Genomic DNA, 18,090 nt, shown 5'->3' with positions numbered 1-18,090 from the left:
TTTTATAAATTTACGTTGAATTAATCACTTCCTAAAATTGAAAACCGAAACACGTAAAGACGAAATTATAAAAACTGCAGCCAAACTCTTCAAAGAAAAAGGTTACAGCGCAGTAACAATGCGTGATTTGGCATCTGCAATGGGAATGAAAGCGGCAAGCTTATACAATCACATAAAATCTAAACAGCAAATCTTAAAAGAGATTATTATTACTCTGGCAGAAGAGTTTACAAGTGGTTTAAGGCAAATTCAACAATCCGAAAAATCAAACATCAAAAAAATTGAAGAGGTTGTAAAACTACACGTTAAGATTGCATCTCAAAACCCTTATGGAATGGCATCTTTAAATAATGATTGGATGCACTTAGAAGAAAAGTTAGATTACTATTTAGAGCTACGGACTAATTATGAAGAAGAATTAAGAGAAATCATAGCAGAAGGAGTGAAGAAAGACGAAATTATTGACGAGAATATTGAGATAATGTTGTTCTCAATATTAACAACCCTCAGATCGCTGTATTCATGGATACCCAAAAAAGAGTATCGCAATCCAGAAAAATTGTCTCAACAATTAAGTACGGTACTCATTCAGGGAATTAACAAAAATTAGATTAATTTTTTGTAAATTTGACAATGAAACTAACAAGTGTTAGTTTCATTGTCATTTCTGCGAAAGCAGGAATCTTAATAATGCTAAATTTTATAAATCAATTCTAGTTGTCACCAAAATGGCAGATTTTCATAAATTAAGAATAAAAGATATTTACAAGGAAACAAAAGATACATCAGTTGTAACTTTTGATATTCCTGAAGCATTGCAAGGCGAATTTAAATTCTCGCAAGGGCAACATTTAACGCTTAAGGCATTAATTAATGGCGAAGATGTACGTCGCTCATATTCGCTATGTTCTAGTCCATTTGATAACGAATGGAAAGTGGCAGTCAAAGAAATTCCAGGAGGGAAGTTTTCAACCTTTGTCAATAGCACTTTAAAAGCAGGAGACGAGCTAGATGTTATGGCACCTAGCGGAACATTTGGCGTAGATTGTAATGTAGACAATGCTAAAAACTACTTGTTTTTTGCAGCAGGAAGTGGTGTTACGCCAATTCTTTCAATGATTAAAGCGCATTTGGCAGCAGAGCCAAACTCAACTTGTAAGTTGTTTTATGTCAATAGAACAGCAAAATCCATTATCTTTAAGGAAGAGTTAGAGCAATTAAGAAACACCTATTTCGGTCGTTTGGAAATCTATTATTTCCTAACCAAAGAAAAGCGAGATATTGAGTTGTTCAATGGTCGTTTTGATGATGAAAAAATGAAAGTGCTCACCAAAACATTCATTGATATTCCAGATACAAGCGAAGTGTTTTTGTGCGGACCAGAAGATATGGTCAATTACGTGAGTAATTATCTGGCTGAAGCCGGTTTACCAAAAGATTTAATTCATTTCGAATTATTTGTAAAAGGCCTAACCGAAGAAGATAAAAAACGTGTTGAGCGTTTATCAGAACAAAAAATTGATGGTGTCGAAGTTGTTATTATTGATGGCGGAAAAGAATTCCGTTTCACAATGCAGCAAGACGATGATAATATTTTAGATGGTGCACTAACTGCCGGAGCAGATTTGCCTTTTGCATGCAAAGGAGGCGTTTGCAGTACCTGTAAGTGCCAAGTAATGGAAGGCGAAGTTGAAATGAAAATCAACTACGCATTAGAAGAAGATGAAGTCGCACAAAACTATGTGTTAAGTTGTCAAGCCGTTCCAACTACTAAAAAAGTGGTGGTCGATTTCGACGTGTAAAATAATGGCGTTACCCAAGGGTCAGGCTTTCGGCAGTCGCTCTCTACGAGGAGCTTCAACAAAGCCTCAATCCTTAACGCACCAACAGCCAATGGCAAATAGCCAGCAGCTATAAAAATTAAGTTTCACTAGCTAACAGCGAAATGCTAATAGCCAAAAGCTAAAAGAAATGAGTGAAGAACAAATAAAAAACCTAGAAGAGCAATTTGAAGCGCGTATCGCTCGCGACGAAAAAATTGAACCTAAAGACTGGATGCCAGAAAAATATCGCCAAACGCATATTAGGCAAATTAGTCAGCACGCACATTCCGAAATTGTAGGAATGTTACCAGAAGGTAACTGGATTACTCGTGCGCCATCCTTACGTCGTAAAGTAGCCTTATTGGCAAAAGTACAGGATGAAGCTGGTCATGGATTATACCTATACAGTGCTTGCGAAACATTAGGCATCTCGCGAGACGAGTTGTACGAGCAATTGCATTCGGGTAAAGCAAAATATTCTTCCATATTCAATTACCCAACAGTAACTTGGGCAGATATGGGAGCTATCGGCTGGTTGGTAGATGGTGCAGCTATTATCAATCAAGTGCCACTTTGTAGTACCTCTTTCGGGCCTTATGCAAGAGCAATGGTACGCGTGTGTAAAGAAGAAAGTTTTCACCAGCGCCAAGGTTACGAAATTATGCTAAAGCTTTGCAATGGAACACCAGAACAAAAAGAAATGGCACAAGATGCACTTAACCGTTGGTGGTGGCCAAGTTTAATGATGTTAGGGCCAACTGATGATATGTCGGTTCACACCGAACAATCAATGAAATGGAAATTGAAGCGAAAAACCAATGACGAGTTACGTCAGCAGTTTATTGACCAAACCGTGCCACAAGCTGATATTTTAGGATTAACAATTCCAGACCCAGATTTAAAATGGAACGAAGAGCGTCAAAGTTATGATTTCGGAGAAATTGATTGGGAAGAATTCTGGCAAGTTGTAAAAGGTCACGGACCAATGAACAAAGCAAGAATGAAAGCAAGAGTTGGCGCTTGGGAACGTGGCGAATGGGTTAGAGACGCAGCTATGGCTCACGCTGAAAAACAACAAGAAAGAAAAAACAAACAAGTAGTATAATCAGAAGGTTAGACTCGAGAAATGAGAAATGAGAGAAGTACTCTGATAAAGTCTAACATCTAACATCTAATATCTAATGTCTAATAAAAAGAACTGGCCACTTTGGGAGGTTTTCGTAAGAAGTAAAAACGGATTAGAACATCGTCATTTCGGAAGTCTTCACGCAGCAGATGCAGAAATGGCTTTAGAAAATGCAAGAGACGTTTACACAAGACGTAACGAAGGTGTAAGTATTTGGGTTGTAGAAAGTAAGCATATTACAGCATCAAATCCAGAGCATAATGGCGAATTATTTGAACCAGCACAAGATAAGGTGTATCGTCATCCAACATTTTATGATTTACCAGACGACGTAAAACATATGTAACAAAGCAAGGCTTTGTCATCCTGAACTCGTTTCAGGATCTCTTTATTTATGTTAAATGTCACCTTAAGCGCAGTCGAAAGGTCTCAATTTGATTAAAAATGAAAAACGAAAACTTATACAACTACATCCTGGGAATCGCAGATAACAGCCTAATTCTCGGTCAGAGATTAGGAGAGCTTTGCGGTCACGGACCAAGTTTAGAAACCGATATCGCGTGCACCAATATGTCGTTAGATTTATTAGGGCAAGTACGTAGTTATTATCAATATGCAACAAAAATTGCCGGAGATGGCAGAACAGAAGATGATATCGCGATGCTTCGTAAAGAACGCGAATACTTCAATGTTTTATTGGTAGAACAGCCAAATACCGATTTTGGGTACACAATGGCAAGACAATTCTTATTCGATGTATATCATTTTTTAATGCTAACCGAATTAGAAAAAAGTACTGATTTAAATCTGTCTGCAATTGCAAAAAAATCCATCAAAGAAGTGAGTTACCATAAGCGTTTCTCATCTGATTGGATTAAGCGATTAGGAGATGGTACTGAAGAAAGTCATAGTCGTATTCAAACAGCAATAAATGATTTATGGACGTATACCGATGAGTTATTCCATCAAACCGAAGCTGATAAAGCTATGGTTGCTGAAGGCGTTGGAGTAGATGTTACTAAATTAAAAGATGCTTATTACGAAGAAGTAAACGCAGTTTTAGAAGAAGCAACGTTAAGCGTTCCAGAAAGCAAATACTTTCAAAAAGGAGGAAAGCAAGGCATTCATACCGAACATATGGGTTACTTGCTGGCCGATTTACAATATATGCAACGTACCTATCCAAATATGGAATGGTAACAAATTCCTGCGAAAGCAGGAATCTCTTTTAAAATAATGACAACAACAGAGCAACATATCAACCCAAAACTGGTAAAGGTTCTGGAGTCTATTTCAGATCCAGAAATTCCAGTATTATCCATTATGGATATGGGTGTTGTGCGTTCTGCTGTTATCGAAAATGATATTGTAAAAATCGAAATCACACCAACTTACAGTGGCTGTCCTGCTATGGATGTTATCGGAGATGATATCAAACGCGCAATGCAAAAAGCAGGTTATATAGCTGAAGTAGATTTGATTTTACATCCAGCTTGGACAACCGATTGGATTACACCAAGAGGCAGAAAAGCACTCGAAGATTATGGTATCGCAGCACCATTAGATGAAGAAGCTGACAAGTCCGTGTTGCTGGAAGGAAAACAATTAGTAAAATGTCCGCAATGCGGAAGTGCAAATACAAAAATGATAAGTCAATTTGGTTCAACGGCTTGCAAAGCACAATTTCAGTGCAACGACTGTCAAGAGCCATTTGATTATTTTAAATGTTTGAAGTGACAACTTGTTGTTATCCTAAACTCGTTTCAGGATCTCATTAAGATTAATAATTATAAAATTATGAGTTCAATAGAACTAAAAATAGAAAACAACATAGCCTACATCACACTAAACCGACCAGAAGTTTTTAATAGCTTCAACCGTGAAATGGCATTAAACCTACAGCAAGTTTTTGACGATTGCGAAAGTAATTCTGAAGTAAGAGCAATTGTGCTAACCGGAAACGGAAAAGCATTTTGCGCAGGTCAAGATTTAAAAGAAGTAACAAGTCCGGAACTAAATCCAGGATTCAAGAAAATTCTAGAAGAGCATTACAACCCAATCATCACCAGAATTAGAAATATTAAAAAACCAATCATTGGTGCGATAAATGGTGTGGCGGCTGGTGCAGGAGCTAACATTGCATTGGCTTGTGATATCGTTGTGGCTAACGAAAAAGTAAGTTTCATACAAGCATTTAGTTTAATAGGTTTGATTCCTGATAGTGCAGGAACGTTCTTTTTACCTCGTTTAATCGGTTTTCAAAAAGCATCAGCACTAGCGATGTTAGGAGATAAAGTCTCTGCCGATGAAGCCGAAAAAATGGGAATGATTTACAAAGTGTTGCCATTAGAAAGTTTTGAAGAAGAAGTGAATAAATTAGCCTTAAAACTCGCTAATATGCCAACATTAGCTTTAGGGAAAATTAAGGAAGCGTTTAATCAATCTTTAACCAATAATTTAGAAGAACAGTTAGCATTAGAATCAAAATTACAGATCGAAGCAGCTCAAACTAAAGATTACGAAGAAGGCGTTTCAGCTTTTGTAGAAAAACGTAAACCAACTTTTAAAGGAAAATAACTTAGGTCTATCATCCTGAACTTGATTCAGGATCTCACCAATTATGAATAAAGAACTTCTCATACAAACCCACCAAAGAATAAAACCATTTATTCACAAAACACCTGTGTTAACATCACAATTATTAGATGAAATAGCAGGTTGTAATGGGTTTTTTAAATGCGAAAACTTTCAAAGAATGGGAGCGTTTAAAATGAGAGGTGCAGCAAACGCGATTTTATCCCTTTCTGATGAAGAAAGAAAAGGTGGAGTCGTAACACACTCTTCAGGTAATTTTGCTCAAGCTGTTTCATTAGCTGCCAAGAAAATTGGTGTTAAGGCATATATCGTTATGCCAGAAAATGCACCACAAGCCAAAAAAAATGGTGTTAAAACCTATGGTGGCAAAATTATAGAATGTGAGTCAACAGCTGAAGCGAGAGAGTTCACGGCCAATAAAATTCAGAAAGAAACCAAAGCCTCATTTTTACATCCATCTAATCAGGATGAAGTGATTTACGGTAATGCGACAGCAGCAATGGAGTTGTTAGAAGAACAGCCTAATCTTGATGTAATTATTACACCAGTTGGAGGTGGTGGATTATTAGCAGGTACAGCTTTAGCTGTTAATCAGTTTACACCAAATTGCAAAATAATAGGTGCAGAACCAAAGGAAGTCGATGATGCTTATCGTTCTTTAAAATCAGGTAAGATTGAAAAAAACGAAAGCGCAAATACCATTGCAGATGGCCTAAAAACCTATTTAGGCGACCGTAATTTTCCAATCATTAAAGCTTTGGTAAATAAAATTATTAGAGTAGAAGAACAAGAAATTAAAGAGGCTATGCAACTCATTTGGGAACGAATGAAAATAGTTGTAGAGCCATCAAGCGCAGTAGCTTTTGCGGCTGTTTTAAAGAATAAAGAAGAATTTAAAAATAAGAACGTCGGAATCATCATTTCTGGCGGAAATGTAGATTTGACAAATCTTCCCTTTGGATGATTTGTCATCCTGAATTTGTTTCAGGATCTCAATAAAAAACAAATATGAACGTAGGAATAATAGGTTCAGGAACAATGGGAAGCGGTATCGCTCAAGTAGCGGCAACTGCAGGTTGTTCCGTGGAATTATACGATACCAACCAAGCGGCTTTAGATAAAGCTAAAGCAAGCCTTGAAAAAATATTAAATAGACTCATAGAAAAAGGTCGAATAGATGCTGAAGAAAAAAACAGAATTCAGTCAAATATCAGGTATGTCGATAGCCTGAAAGCATTAGCAGATTCAAATCTTACGATTGAAGCTATTGTAGAAAATATCGATATCAAGAAGAAAGTCTTTTCAGAATTGGAAAGCTATGTTGCGGATGATTGTATCATTGCATCAAATACATCGAGTTTATCGATAGCATCCATAGCATCATCATTGCAAAAGCCGGAGCGTTGTATCGGAATTCACTTTTTCAACCCAGCACCATTAATGAAGTTGGTTGAGGTTATTCCAGCAGTGCAAACCTCAAAAGCAGTTTTAGACAAATCTGTTGAAACTATAAAAAGTTGGAAGAAAACAGTAGCTGTTGCCAAGGATACACCTGGTTTTATCGTAAACCGTGTAGCGCGACCATTTTACGGAGAAGCGTTAAGAATTTACGAAGAAGGCATTGCTGATTTTGAAACCATTGACCATAGTTTAAAAACATTGGGAGGTTTTAGAATGGGACCATTCGAATTAATGGATTTCATTGGTAACGATGTCAATTACACAGTAACGGAAACCGTGTTTACAGCCTTTTATTTCGACCCAAGATACAAACCTAGTTTCACACAAAAACGTTTAAGTGAAGCAGGCTATTTAGGAAGAAAATTTGGAAAAGGTTACTATGATTACGACCAAAATGGAAAAATTATAAATACTTGTCATCCTGAACTTGATTCAGGATCTCGTGAAGATTTGGCTCAAACCATTTTCGACCGTGTTCTAGTAATGTTAATCAACGAAGCAGCAGACGCTTTGTTTCTAAACATCGCATCAGCAGAAGATATAGACAACGCTATGACCAAAGGGGTTAATTACCCAAAAGGATTATTAGCTTGGGCAGATGAAAAAGGCATTGATTGGTGTGTAGTCAAACTAGATGAATTATACAACGAGTACCACGAAGACCGTTACCGTTGCAGTCCGTTGTTGCGTAAAATGAATAAAGAAAATAAAACATTCTTTTAATGCAAAAAAGTGCTGTTTTCTTTGTTCAATTTGTTGCAGTTATGAAAGGAGAAGGTTTGACTTTATTTGGGTATACGATTGATAATGAAAATGTTGAAATAGGAGAGTGCGTTGAGTTCAAATTTGAGGATAAAAAGATTCGAAGGAAAATTAAGGGAATAGCATTGGTTAATAATAGAGAGAACTTTGAAAAAGGACTTAATTCTATTGCACTTTTTATTCAAAGTAAAGATAAAGAAGAGTCTAAAATAATTTCTAATTCTTATTTAAAGAATACAGAGTGTGAAATTTATAAAGAAAAGAATTGAAAGGAAGAGATATACCACATAAAATGTTAAGTCAAGATGCATTCAGTACTTGGCTAGGCATCGAAATTTTAGAATGCGAAATTGGTCGTTGTCGAGTGGCAATGACGGTTCGGAATGAAATGTTGAATAGTATGGGAAAAGCACACGGTGGAATCAGTTACGCATTGGCAGATACCGCTTTTGGTTTTGCGGCAAATACACACGGAAAATTTGCTGTGTCCATAGAAACCAGCATCAACCATATAGAAGCTTTAGAAGAAGGAGATTATTTAGTCGCTGAATCTGTGATTGAAAACGTAAAAAATAAACTCGGATTTAATATCGTAGAAGTAAAACGAGGAGATGAACTGGTAGCCCTTTTTAAAGGTGTTGTTTATCGCACTCAAAAAGATTGGGAATAAAAAGACTTGTCATCCTGAACTTGATTCAGGATCTAAAAAAGAATAGAGAAAAATAAAAAGTAAGAAGTTCGACTTCAATTTCGATTTCGGCTTCGATTTCAAAATAATATGGAAGCATACATAATAGACGGCATAAGAACACCGATAGGAAATTACAAAGGCACATTATCGGCTGTACGTACAGACGATTTAGCAGCTTTAGTAATCAAAGAAATCGTAAAACGAAACCCAAATATCCCAAAAGAAGCATACGACGATGTTATTCTTGGTTGTGCTAACCAAGCCGGAGAAGACAATCGTAACGTAGCTCGTATGGCATCACTTTTAGCAGGATTACCATTTACAGTTCCAGGAGAAACCGTAAACAGACTGTGTAGTTCAGGTTTGTCAGCAATTATTCACGCAAACAGAGCGATAAAAGCTGGTGATGGAGATGTCTTTATTTCAGGAGGCGTAGAGAATATGACACGCGGACCATACGTTATGGCAAAACCATCAAGCGCTTTTGGAGGCGATTCAAAACTGTACGATTCTACATTCGGATGGAGGTTTGTAAACCCAAAAATGCACGAAATGTATGGCACTGACGGAATGGGAATGACAGCCGAAAATCTTGTCGAAAAATATAACATTTCAAGAGAAGACCAAGATGCATTCGCGTACTGGAGTCAGATGAAAGCATCACAAGCACAAGAAAACGGACGATTAGAAAAAGAAATTCTACCTGTCGAAATTCCTCAACGCAAAAAAGACCCAATCGTTTTTGCAAAAGACGAATTTGTAAAACCAACAACATCAAAAGAGATTTTAGCCAAATTACGACCAGCCTTTAAAAAAGAAGGAGGAAGCGTAACAGCAGGAAACGCATCAGGTTTAAACGACGGAGCAGCAGCAACCATTATCGCTTCAGAGGAAGCTGTAAAAAAATATAATCTAAAACCATTGGCGCGCATCGTGAGTTCAGCTGTCGTAGGAGTAGAGCCGCGAATCATGGGCATTGGTCCAGTCGAGGCGTCCAACAAAGCTTTGGCAAAAGCTGGATTAACAATGGACGATATCGACATCATAGAGCTCAACGAAGCCTTTGCTGCACAAGCATTGGCGTGCACCAGAGCTTGGGGATTGGCGGACAATGATCCAAGAATCAACCCAAATGGAGGTTCTATCGCAATTGGTCATCCGCTTGGCGTTACAGGTACCAGAATCGCCTATTCAGCGGCTTTAGAGCTCAAAGAGCAAAACAAACGTTACGCATTGGTAACAATGTGTATTGGCGTGGGTCAAGGCTATGCAGCTGTGATTGAAAACGTGAATTAAAATTAGAATGTAGACCGCTACGCTGTTAGAATTTAGAATAGAGACAGCAGATAGGTCTCGTTGAAATGCAGAATAAAAAAATGAAAGCGTTAAAAATTTTTGAAGCCTTGGAAAAAATTTAGATTTCATTTTGAGGTTTTCAATCTGTAAAACAAGATTGAAAAATTCCTCATTTCAACTTGAATTTTTGGTTCGTTTTGTTTCAAGACAAAATGAACATAAATATAAAATAAGATGAAAAAAATAGAACATTATATCTGCGGAAACTGGACCACAGGAAAAGAAGAAGGAGCACCAATTTACGATGCCATAACAGGCGAACACTTCACAAATTGGGCTGTTGAAGGATTAGATATTCCTGAAGTTCTTAACTACGGACGCACAAAAGGAGGCGAAGTACTTCGTAAAATGACCTTTCAAGAACGAGGTAATATGCTTAAAAAATTAGCACTTTACCTTACAAAACGCAAAGAGCAATTTTACGATTTAAGTTACAGAACTGGCGCAACTCGTGTAGATAGTTGGATTGATATTGAAGGTGGTTTTGGTAACTTGTTTGCCAATGCTTCATTACGAAAATTGTTTCCAAACAAACCGTTTCACGTAGAAGGCGACCCAATCGATTTGTCTCGTGGTGGACGCTTTATGGCGCATCATATTATGGTGCCCAAAAAAGGTGTTGCAGTACATATCAACGCTTTTAATTTCCCGGTTTGGGGAATGTTAGAAAAGTGTGCTGTAAACTGGATGGCTGGTGTGCCAGCAGTGGTTTTGCCAGCACCATCATCGGCTTATTTAGCAGAAGCGGTTGCGAGAGAAATTATCAATTCAGGTATTTTACCAGAAGGCGCACTTCAAATCATAAACGGAACAGTAAAAACCATTTTAGATACTGTTGAGTCTCAAGATGTCGTAACCTTTACAGGTTCGGCAACAACAGGTCGTTTGTTAAAAACACATCCAAGATTGATTGAAGAATCTGTGCCTTTTACTATGGAAGCCGATTCGCTTAACGCTTCTATTTTGGGCGAAGATGCAGTTCCTGGAACACCAGAATTCAATTTGTTCGTTAAGGAAGTTCGAAAGGAAATGACCGTAAAAGCTGGACAAAAATGTACAGCCATCCGACGCATTATTGTGCCTGAAAATTTAGTTGAAGATGTTCAAATTGCATTAGCAAAAGAACTCGATAAAGTTACCATTGGAGACCCAAGACTTAAGGAAGTGAGAATGGGCTCATTGGTGAGTAAGCAACAAGTTGAAGCTGTTAAAAGTTCTATTGCAGACATCAGTAAAGAAGCTGAAATGGTTTATGGCAATTTAGATAATATTGAAACCATTGGTGCGGATGCTAATAAAGGTGCGTTCTTAAGTCCAATAGTCTTTAGAACAGATAATCCTTTCCAGAATAATGTAGTTCACGAGCGCGAAGCTTTTGGACCAGTAAGTACCATTATGCCTTACAAGTCAATGGGCGAAGCTGTACAATTAGCACAAATGGGTAAAGGGTCGTTAGTGTCTTCTATTGCAACTTACGATGATAACATTGCAACCGATTATGTTGTAAATGCCGCTAGTCATCACGGAAGAATATTGGTGATTAATCGCGAAATGGCAAAACAAAGTACAGGTCACGGTTCGCCATTACCTTACTTGGTTCACGGAGGTCCAGGACGTGCTGGTGGTGGAGAAGAAATGGGTGGAATGCGTGGTATTAAACACTATTTGCAACGTACAGCCATTCAAGGAACACCAACTACAATTACAGAAATCACTGGCATATATCAGCAAAATGCAAAATATAAGGAAGCCGAAGACCATCCGTTTAAGTACCATTGGGAAGATATTCAACCAGGAGTGTCTTTAAAAACGCATAAGCGTACACTTACGGATACTGATATTCAGAATTTTGCCAATTTAACTTGGGACCATTTTTATGCACACACAGATATTACCTCTTTAGATGGAAGTATTTTCGAAAAACGAACAGCTCACGGTTATTTCATAATTTCGGCTGCGGCTGGATTGTTTGTGTATCCTAATAAAGGACCTGTAGCGGCAAATTACGGTTTGGATTCTATCCGATTTTTAAGACCGTTATATCACAACGATACCATTTATGTGCGTTTAACCTGCAAGGAAAAAGTAGATAGAGATGTGTCATCAACAGAACATCCAAGCGGTATTGTAAAATGGCACGTTGAGGTGTTTGATGCTAATTTTGAAAACCGACCAGAAAGTCAAAAAACAGACAAAGATAGTCCGTTGGTTGCAGTGGCTACTATTTTAACAATGGTTCAGAAAAAACAAGAAACCTTTGTTGAAATGACCGAAGAGAAAATCAACGAATGCTTATCAAAGTTAAAAGCAGATGCTAAACCAAAATGGGGCATTATGACGCCTCAACATATGATAGAGCATTTAGAATACACTTATAAAATTGCGTCTGGCGAAATTCAAGATTTTGAAATTTCTACACCAGAGAAGATTTTAGACAAGGTCCATGCAAGCTTGTATAACTATAGAAAGTTTCCACAAAACTCTCAATTTCCACAGTTAGAAAAAGACACGCTAGACGATTTAAAACATCAAGATTTAGAAACAGCGATTGAGAAGTTTAAAGAACAACGTAAAAAATACATCGAGTTTTTCAAGGAAAATCCAGATGCTAGATTGAAGAATTTAGTATTTGGCGAGTTGAATCGTTATGAGTCATACTTACTCGAAAGAAAACATTTAAACCATCATTTTGAGCAATTCGATTTGTTGTAGTTGGTTGTTAAAAATATATTGTGAAAATAAGCGCTTCCGAAAGGTGGCGCTTTTTGTTTTATAATGCCTATTTATAAGGTTTTGAAAAAAATATACGACATTCATCGTATGTTTTTACGTAGGATTTACAGTTAGTTTTGACTATCAAATCTTACTAAATGAAACATCTATTTTTTTGTGCCGCTATGATAGTGGCTTCTTTTTGTAATGCACAAGGAAATCATTTTTGGAAATCGCAAAATGAGAATACACAGATTCAAGTCATAGTAAATGCCAGCGAAACAAAAGCAGCAGTCTTTACAGGTGATTATCTCACAACCTACGATTTAGCAACTGGAGAAAAAATTACAAGTCACGGTTTTGTTTATGATGACGTGGTTAAATTTGCAAATGGCGAGCATATCACTTCTTTTTCTGAAGACCTTTCATTGGTTATTATTTCAAATGAAAATAACTCGTTCTGGTCTTTAAATACCGTAAAAAATAAGTTTGAATTACCAGCGAAGTATGATAAAAAGCATGCGTTCTCAGGTCTTGATTATGACGGTAACCCAATTCAATATAAAAAGAACGATAAAAGCTTATACATTAATTATACTTCAAGCGAATTTGAAATTGATTCTAAAGTAGCGAACTACAAAGATCTTATTGTAAAGCCGAGCGGATTGTATAGTGTTTATACAAAAGAGAATGATAGAAATATTTACATATTTAATCATAAAACACAGAAAACATCAAAGTTTCCTGAAAAGGATTTTATTCTAGATTTAGCTGAGAATAGAAACTTAAATAATGGAAATTACATATACGCTACACAAGGTGATACTTATGCTATTTATGATATAGAAAACGAAACCATTGAGAAACATAAAACCGCTTTAGTTAACTCAAAAGTACCAGAAAAATTCAAGAATTGTATAAGTAGCAATTCAATTAGTGCTAACAGTTTCAAAACTAAGAATTACTATTTCTCGGTTGAGGTTGATGCTGTTTTAAACAATTCAAAACCTTCAGGAGTTGAGCAAACACCATATAAACTTGTGCAGTATAATGTAGGTGACTGTGAAAAAAAATCTGAAATTCGATTCAGTTTACCACTAGAGGATTTTCAAAAAAGGTATAAAAAAGTACAAGATATTATAATCGCTAAAGAAGCAAAAGAGCAAGCTGAAATTGCAAAGGAGCAAGAACAAATTGATGCTAAAGCACCTATTTTTAAATTTCCTGAGCTTAATAATTTTGGTTGGAATCTTGGTCAGGATGGTAAGTATTTAGCAATAAATAGCGAAGAGGGAAAACAAATTGCTATTTGGAATCTTGAAACTATGGAACAGGTTTATAATTTCATAAAACCTGTAAGTAAAGATGGTATATATTATTGGCATTTCGATTTTGAAGAAGATAGAGATAATGCGCTCATTATTGGTATGCAGAGAGGTGGAAGTTCAGGTGTGTATTCAATTGTTGATAAGAATAAACATTTAGATGGTAACACAAATATACCTAATGATAGAGGTTACATAACTTATGTGAATGACAGAGAGGTTGGTATGGTAATTTCGAGATATGAAAAGGACAAAAAAGGACGCTTAGATTTTGATAAACCACTGTGGGCACAATATCAATTTATGAATGTAGATACTAAGCAATGGCATTCTAAGAGGTTTCCGGAGGCGAAAAGTTTAGAGCTTATACCAGGACAAAAGATCTTGTTGGTAAAGTATAAAAAGAAGTATGAATTGTATAAATATAAAGATGTTACATTCAGTAATCTTCAGAAAATAGATGAGGTGAAAACGGATTATCAAGATGTTAAATTCGATTTACAGAAACAAGATCATATATATTTTGTCAGAAAAACAAAAAGCGGACTACCAGATAAAGTTTTAGCCTACAACATTAACACAAAACAAAGCCATAATTTAGGTCCTGAAATAGCTAGAAGTCTCAATTACGAAAATAATGTTAGTCATTACGTGCCAGAAATAATTGATGTGGTTTCTGATGGGTTTAAAGCAAAGAAATTAGTGGTTACTAATTTGAAGAATAATAGTAAAAGTGAAGTGTTTCTAACGGCACAAACTACTGCTGAAAAAGAAGATTTAGAAGCCCAAATAAAAACATATCACGAAAATGATATAGAAAGCCAAATAGAATTAGAGGCTAAAAACTTAAAAGAGCTAGAGCGTCGCAAAAACATCAACTTCTTCTTTAATAATTTTGATTTTGTTGGTACAGGTAAATCCTACAGTTTAGATAAACTTCGTGGAAGAGAACTTAACAGTATTCCTATTGCAAATGAAATTTTAGGACAAACTTGGGGACAAAAAGCAGCTATTGGTAAGATTAAAGATTGCGGTTTTACTTGGATGCTATTCTATGTCATTAACGACCCTAATAATACAGATATTCGCGTTGCTAAAGTTAGTAAAGGTGGCGGACAGCTTATGGGTAAAAAACATTTGCTAAGTGTACCAATGGTTAATGGGCAAATAGCAGCTAAAACTAGCTTTACGTTTTTTAACACAACTAAAGGAGTGCGATTTGATTATACCAAAACCGACTTAAGAACTGGTAAGTCTGCCTCTGGTCAAATCGATTGTGGTTGTGATACTAGTTGGTAAGCTTCGGTCTGCATAAAAAGTTCTCTCTTTCTTTAATACATCTAAATTATGAAACATATTTCCTTAATTCTTTTATTGTTTTTGTCTTTGTTTACAAAAGCTCAAAATGCACAAAAAGCGCAAGAAAAATTTTCTCAAGGTTATGATACCAAAAATATTGCGCTAATGGATGTTGGCGCAGATGAGTATATTAAATACAATTCAGACAACAGTTTTGGGTATATTTTTAAGGCTTTTGCAGCAATAGCAAAAAATGATTTAACTACAGCAAAGCGTTATGCAAAAGCTGCAAATCAGATGTTTCCTATGGAGTCTGCCAATTACACATTGGCGAGTTACATCGCTTTTTTAGAAGGAAATACAAGTGAAGCTAGTAATCTTATGCATTACGCGTTTCAACTTTCGCCAGATGTAAAGGGAGCAGCATCTACAAAAGAGGAATTAGATATTTTGGCAGAATTAACTGGTAAGGATTTTTCGGCTTTAAAAACCATAGCAGAAAATGCAGAAAAAGCAACACCTGGAGCAATTCAGAATTTTAATAATTATAATGCTTGTGTTGGTCAATGGTATGAAGGAAAGTCTTGCGATCCATCTCAGTACTTAAAAGTTTGGGCAAGTTATTCGCCATCAAATCCTTTGTTAAAAGATTTTGCAACTGCAACGCAAGCTATTGCTTACTATTATGCAGGTCAGTTTGATTTGGCAAAACCAAAATTAGAGGAAGCTATAAACTCTCAGTATCTTAATCCATATACAAAAGCCTTGTGTTTTGAGCGCTTAACGTGGTATGATAGATATGATCTCAATAAAACATTTTTATATGCCAATAAAGGGCTTGCAGAAATAGATAAGCTAGGTTTTCCGACATTAACCAAAGCAGATTTGTTGTTTAGAAAATCACAAATTGTTGGAGATATGGGAAAACGAGACGAAATGTTACAGTTAGCTCAAGAGCTTTTAGTGCTGGCTACAGAACTTGGTAACGATTACCATATCATTAATGCCAACAATCTTATAGGTGCTTATTACGTAATGAAGCCTGGGTCTAATTCTACTAGTTTAGCCAATAAACACTTGGGAGAAGCCTATGTTTTAGCAAGTAAGCGGAATTTTGAAGATCAAAAAATGAAAGCAGCAGGTAATTATGCTGTTGTTCAGTTTAAAATCGGAAACAGATCTAAAGCCATAGAATTGAATAATGAAGTTTACGACTATCATTTAAAAACCGAGAATTGGTCTTCTGCACAGACTGCTGCCAATAATATAGGCTTTATGTTTTATATGAAGAATGATTATGCTAATGCAGCAGAACAGTTTCAGAAAGCAGTTGATATTACGGAGCAATTTTTGCCAAAATTCAGTACCAAAGAGCAGCTTTCAGCTCGTAATTTGCACGCTAGTGCCTATTCAGGCTTAATAATGTCGCTTCAAAAATTAGGCAATACAAACGAACTTTTTAAAGTTCAGGATATGAACCGAAGCAGAATTCTTCGTCAAAAATTAGATAAAAATTTACCCCAAATTACACTGCCACAAGTCCAGGCAAAACTTCAGCCACACGAAGCTATTATCTACTATTCTAACGGAGAACCAGGTCAAATGATTGCTACTGTTATTACAATGAATAGTGCTGATATAGTAGAGCATTTTCCGGTTAATGCTTGGCTGAATATGAAAAAGCAATACATCAATAACATACAGAAGAAGCCTAATAGCATCAATGGATATGTAACGAAGTTAAATGAAGAAATAATAAACGGTCAAATTTATAGTCATTCGGACCCTAAAACTGCTTTTAAAGCAGAAGATTATAGAGATTTTGTTGCCTTGTCCAGAGAAGTAATGGAAGTGTCAGATGCTCAGTTTTTAGATCTTCAACAAAAGATATTAAAGCACTGGTACTATTTTTTGATACAACCTTTAGAGGCTAAATTAGTCGGAAAAACAACACTAATTATTAGTGCAGAAGGCGAGTTGAATGCGATGCCTTTTGAAGCATTTTTGGATAGTAACGGTAAGTATGTTTTAGAGCGTTTTAATGTTAAGTATATGCCATCTGCAAGTGTTTGTGCAAGTCTGTCTAACCGAAATTATAGTGAGGACAGAAAACCGCTTTTAGCAATGGGAGGAGCTACGTATAAAGAACCTCAAAGTAGTGCTTCCAATAGCAGATCAACTCAAAGCTACTTTGAGTTGCAGGACCAATTAACCACAAAAATCAATAATAAACAGTCTAATTTAAGCAAAGAATTGGCTGCTTTGGGCTTTGGTGGAGCTAACTATCTACCAGGAACTTTGAGAGAGGTTCAGAATCTTAAAAAAATAATTCCAGAAGCTACTGTTTTGATTGATGGTCAGATGAAAGAAAGCGATATCAAAAGATTGAATAAATCAGGCGAGTTGAATCAATATAAATATGTACACATTGCAACTCACGGGTTTGCTAGTAATAGTATTCCTGAACTTTCTGGTGTAATGATGACACAGCCTGCTAATGGAGATGGATCTGAGGATACATTTTTGTTAGCTCACGAGATAGCGCAACTAGATTTAAAGGCAGATTTAGCTGTGCTTTCTGCTTGTGAAACTGCATTAGGAAAAAATTATAATGGAGAAGGAGTTAATGGTCTAAACTCAGCATTACTTGTAGCAGGTGCTAATAGTACCTTATTGAGTTTGTGGCCTGTTAATGATGCAGGAACTATGATATTAATGACCGAAACGTACAACAATCTTTACGTAAAAAAAATGAGTGTGGAAGATGCTGTGAATACAGCTAAACGCACAATGCTCAATGGCGTGTATGGCGAGCAATTTCAAACCCCAAAAATCTGGGCGCCATTTGTGTTGAGTGGTAAATAAATACCTAAATCTAGTGTGAGTTTTTGATGGTTTTTTCTGTGTTATCATTTAACAATGATAAGTTTTATTGTAATT

At 36.3% G+C, this 18,090-nt stretch carries 15 protein-coding genes; all 15 read left to right on the top strand.

Annotated elements, in window-relative coordinates; translation table 11 throughout:
- Positions 1 to 37: 37 nt before the first annotated feature.
- On the top strand, positions 38 to 610 hold the full coding sequence (locus P7122_RS12685) for a TetR/AcrR family transcriptional regulator (RefSeq protein ID WP_278006176.1): 573 nt from the start codon (positions 38 to 40) through the stop codon (positions 608 to 610).
- Positions 611 to 728: 118 nt separating this feature from the next.
- Positions 729 to 1,802 (top strand): 1,2-phenylacetyl-CoA epoxidase subunit PaaE, encoded by a 1,074-nt coding sequence (paaE, locus tag P7122_RS12680; RefSeq protein ID WP_278006175.1) that lies wholly within the window; start codon positions 729 to 731, stop codon positions 1,800 to 1,802.
- 169 nt (positions 1,803 to 1,971) lie between these two features.
- On the top strand, positions 1,972 to 2,928 hold the full coding sequence (gene paaA, locus P7122_RS12675; protein ID WP_347402820.1) for a 1,2-phenylacetyl-CoA epoxidase subunit PaaA: 957 nt from the start codon (positions 1,972 to 1,974) through the stop codon (positions 2,926 to 2,928).
- A 76-nt stretch (positions 2,929 to 3,004) separates the two neighbouring features.
- Positions 3,005 to 3,295 (top strand): 1,2-phenylacetyl-CoA epoxidase subunit PaaB, encoded by a 291-nt coding sequence (paaB, locus tag P7122_RS12670; RefSeq protein WP_076620128.1) that lies wholly within the window; start codon positions 3,005 to 3,007, stop codon positions 3,293 to 3,295.
- Positions 3,296 to 3,393: 98 nt separating this feature from the next.
- Positions 3,394 to 4,149, top strand: coding sequence for a 1,2-phenylacetyl-CoA epoxidase subunit PaaC (gene paaC / locus P7122_RS12665; protein ID WP_278006174.1), 756 nt, complete (start codon positions 3,394 to 3,396; stop codon positions 4,147 to 4,149).
- 36 nt (positions 4,150 to 4,185) lie between these two features.
- Positions 4,186 to 4,686: a 1,2-phenylacetyl-CoA epoxidase subunit PaaD gene (gene paaD, locus P7122_RS12660; RefSeq protein ID WP_278006173.1), complete on the top strand. Its 501-nt coding sequence runs from the start codon at positions 4,186 to 4,188 to the stop codon at positions 4,684 to 4,686.
- 60 nt (positions 4,687 to 4,746) lie between these two features.
- Positions 4,747 to 5,526 carry an enoyl-CoA hydratase-related protein gene (locus P7122_RS12655; protein WP_278006172.1) on the top strand — a complete coding sequence of 260 codons (780 nt, stop codon included), beginning with the start codon at positions 4,747 to 4,749 and terminating at the stop codon, positions 5,524 to 5,526.
- A gap of 43 nt (positions 5,527 to 5,569) precedes the next feature.
- On the top strand, positions 5,570 to 6,508 hold the full coding sequence (locus tag P7122_RS12650) for a pyridoxal-phosphate dependent enzyme (protein ID WP_278006171.1): 939 nt from the start codon (positions 5,570 to 5,572) through the stop codon (positions 6,506 to 6,508).
- A 44-nt stretch (positions 6,509 to 6,552) separates the two neighbouring features.
- Positions 6,553 to 7,728 carry a 3-hydroxyacyl-CoA dehydrogenase NAD-binding domain-containing protein gene (locus P7122_RS12645; protein WP_278006170.1) on the top strand — a complete coding sequence of 392 codons (1,176 nt, stop codon included), beginning with the start codon at positions 6,553 to 6,555 and terminating at the stop codon, positions 7,726 to 7,728.
- Entirely contained in the window at positions 7,728 to 8,036 is a 309-nt protein-coding gene (locus tag P7122_RS12640; RefSeq protein ID WP_278006169.1) for a hypothetical protein, read from the top strand. The genes P7122_RS12645 and P7122_RS12640 overlap by 1 nt, the downstream gene beginning before the upstream one ends.
- 23 nt (positions 8,037 to 8,059) lie before the next feature.
- Positions 8,060 to 8,437, top strand: a complete 378-nt coding sequence (locus P7122_RS12635; protein ID WP_278006284.1) for a PaaI family thioesterase — start codon at positions 8,060 to 8,062, stop codon at positions 8,435 to 8,437.
- A gap of 108 nt (positions 8,438 to 8,545) precedes the next feature.
- Positions 8,546 to 9,754, top strand: coding sequence for a 3-oxoadipyl-CoA thiolase (gene pcaF / locus P7122_RS12630; RefSeq protein ID WP_278006168.1), 1,209 nt, complete (start codon positions 8,546 to 8,548; stop codon positions 9,752 to 9,754).
- A 234-nt stretch (positions 9,755 to 9,988) separates the two neighbouring features.
- Entirely contained in the window at positions 9,989 to 12,526 is a 2,538-nt protein-coding gene (paaZ, locus tag P7122_RS12625) for a phenylacetic acid degradation bifunctional protein PaaZ (protein WP_278006167.1), read from the top strand.
- A gap of 158 nt (positions 12,527 to 12,684) precedes the next feature.
- The gene (locus tag P7122_RS12620) at positions 12,685 to 15,150 is read left to right on the top strand and encodes a hypothetical protein (protein ID WP_278006166.1); all 2,466 of its coding nucleotides are present in this window, start codon (positions 12,685 to 12,687) and stop codon (positions 15,148 to 15,150) included.
- A gap of 48 nt (positions 15,151 to 15,198) precedes the next feature.
- Entirely contained in the window at positions 15,199 to 18,015 is a 2,817-nt protein-coding gene (locus P7122_RS12615) for a CHAT domain-containing protein (RefSeq protein ID WP_278006165.1), read from the top strand.
- The last annotated feature ends 75 nt before the right edge of the window (positions 18,016 to 18,090 follow it).

It is taken from the genome of Winogradskyella marincola (assembly GCF_029624125.1).
In the GTDB taxonomy this organism is placed as follows: domain Bacteria; phylum Bacteroidota; class Bacteroidia; order Flavobacteriales; family Flavobacteriaceae; genus Winogradskyella; species Winogradskyella marincola.
Note: the sequence above shows the minus strand (reverse complement) of the source record. Positions and strands in the feature narration are given on the sequence as shown.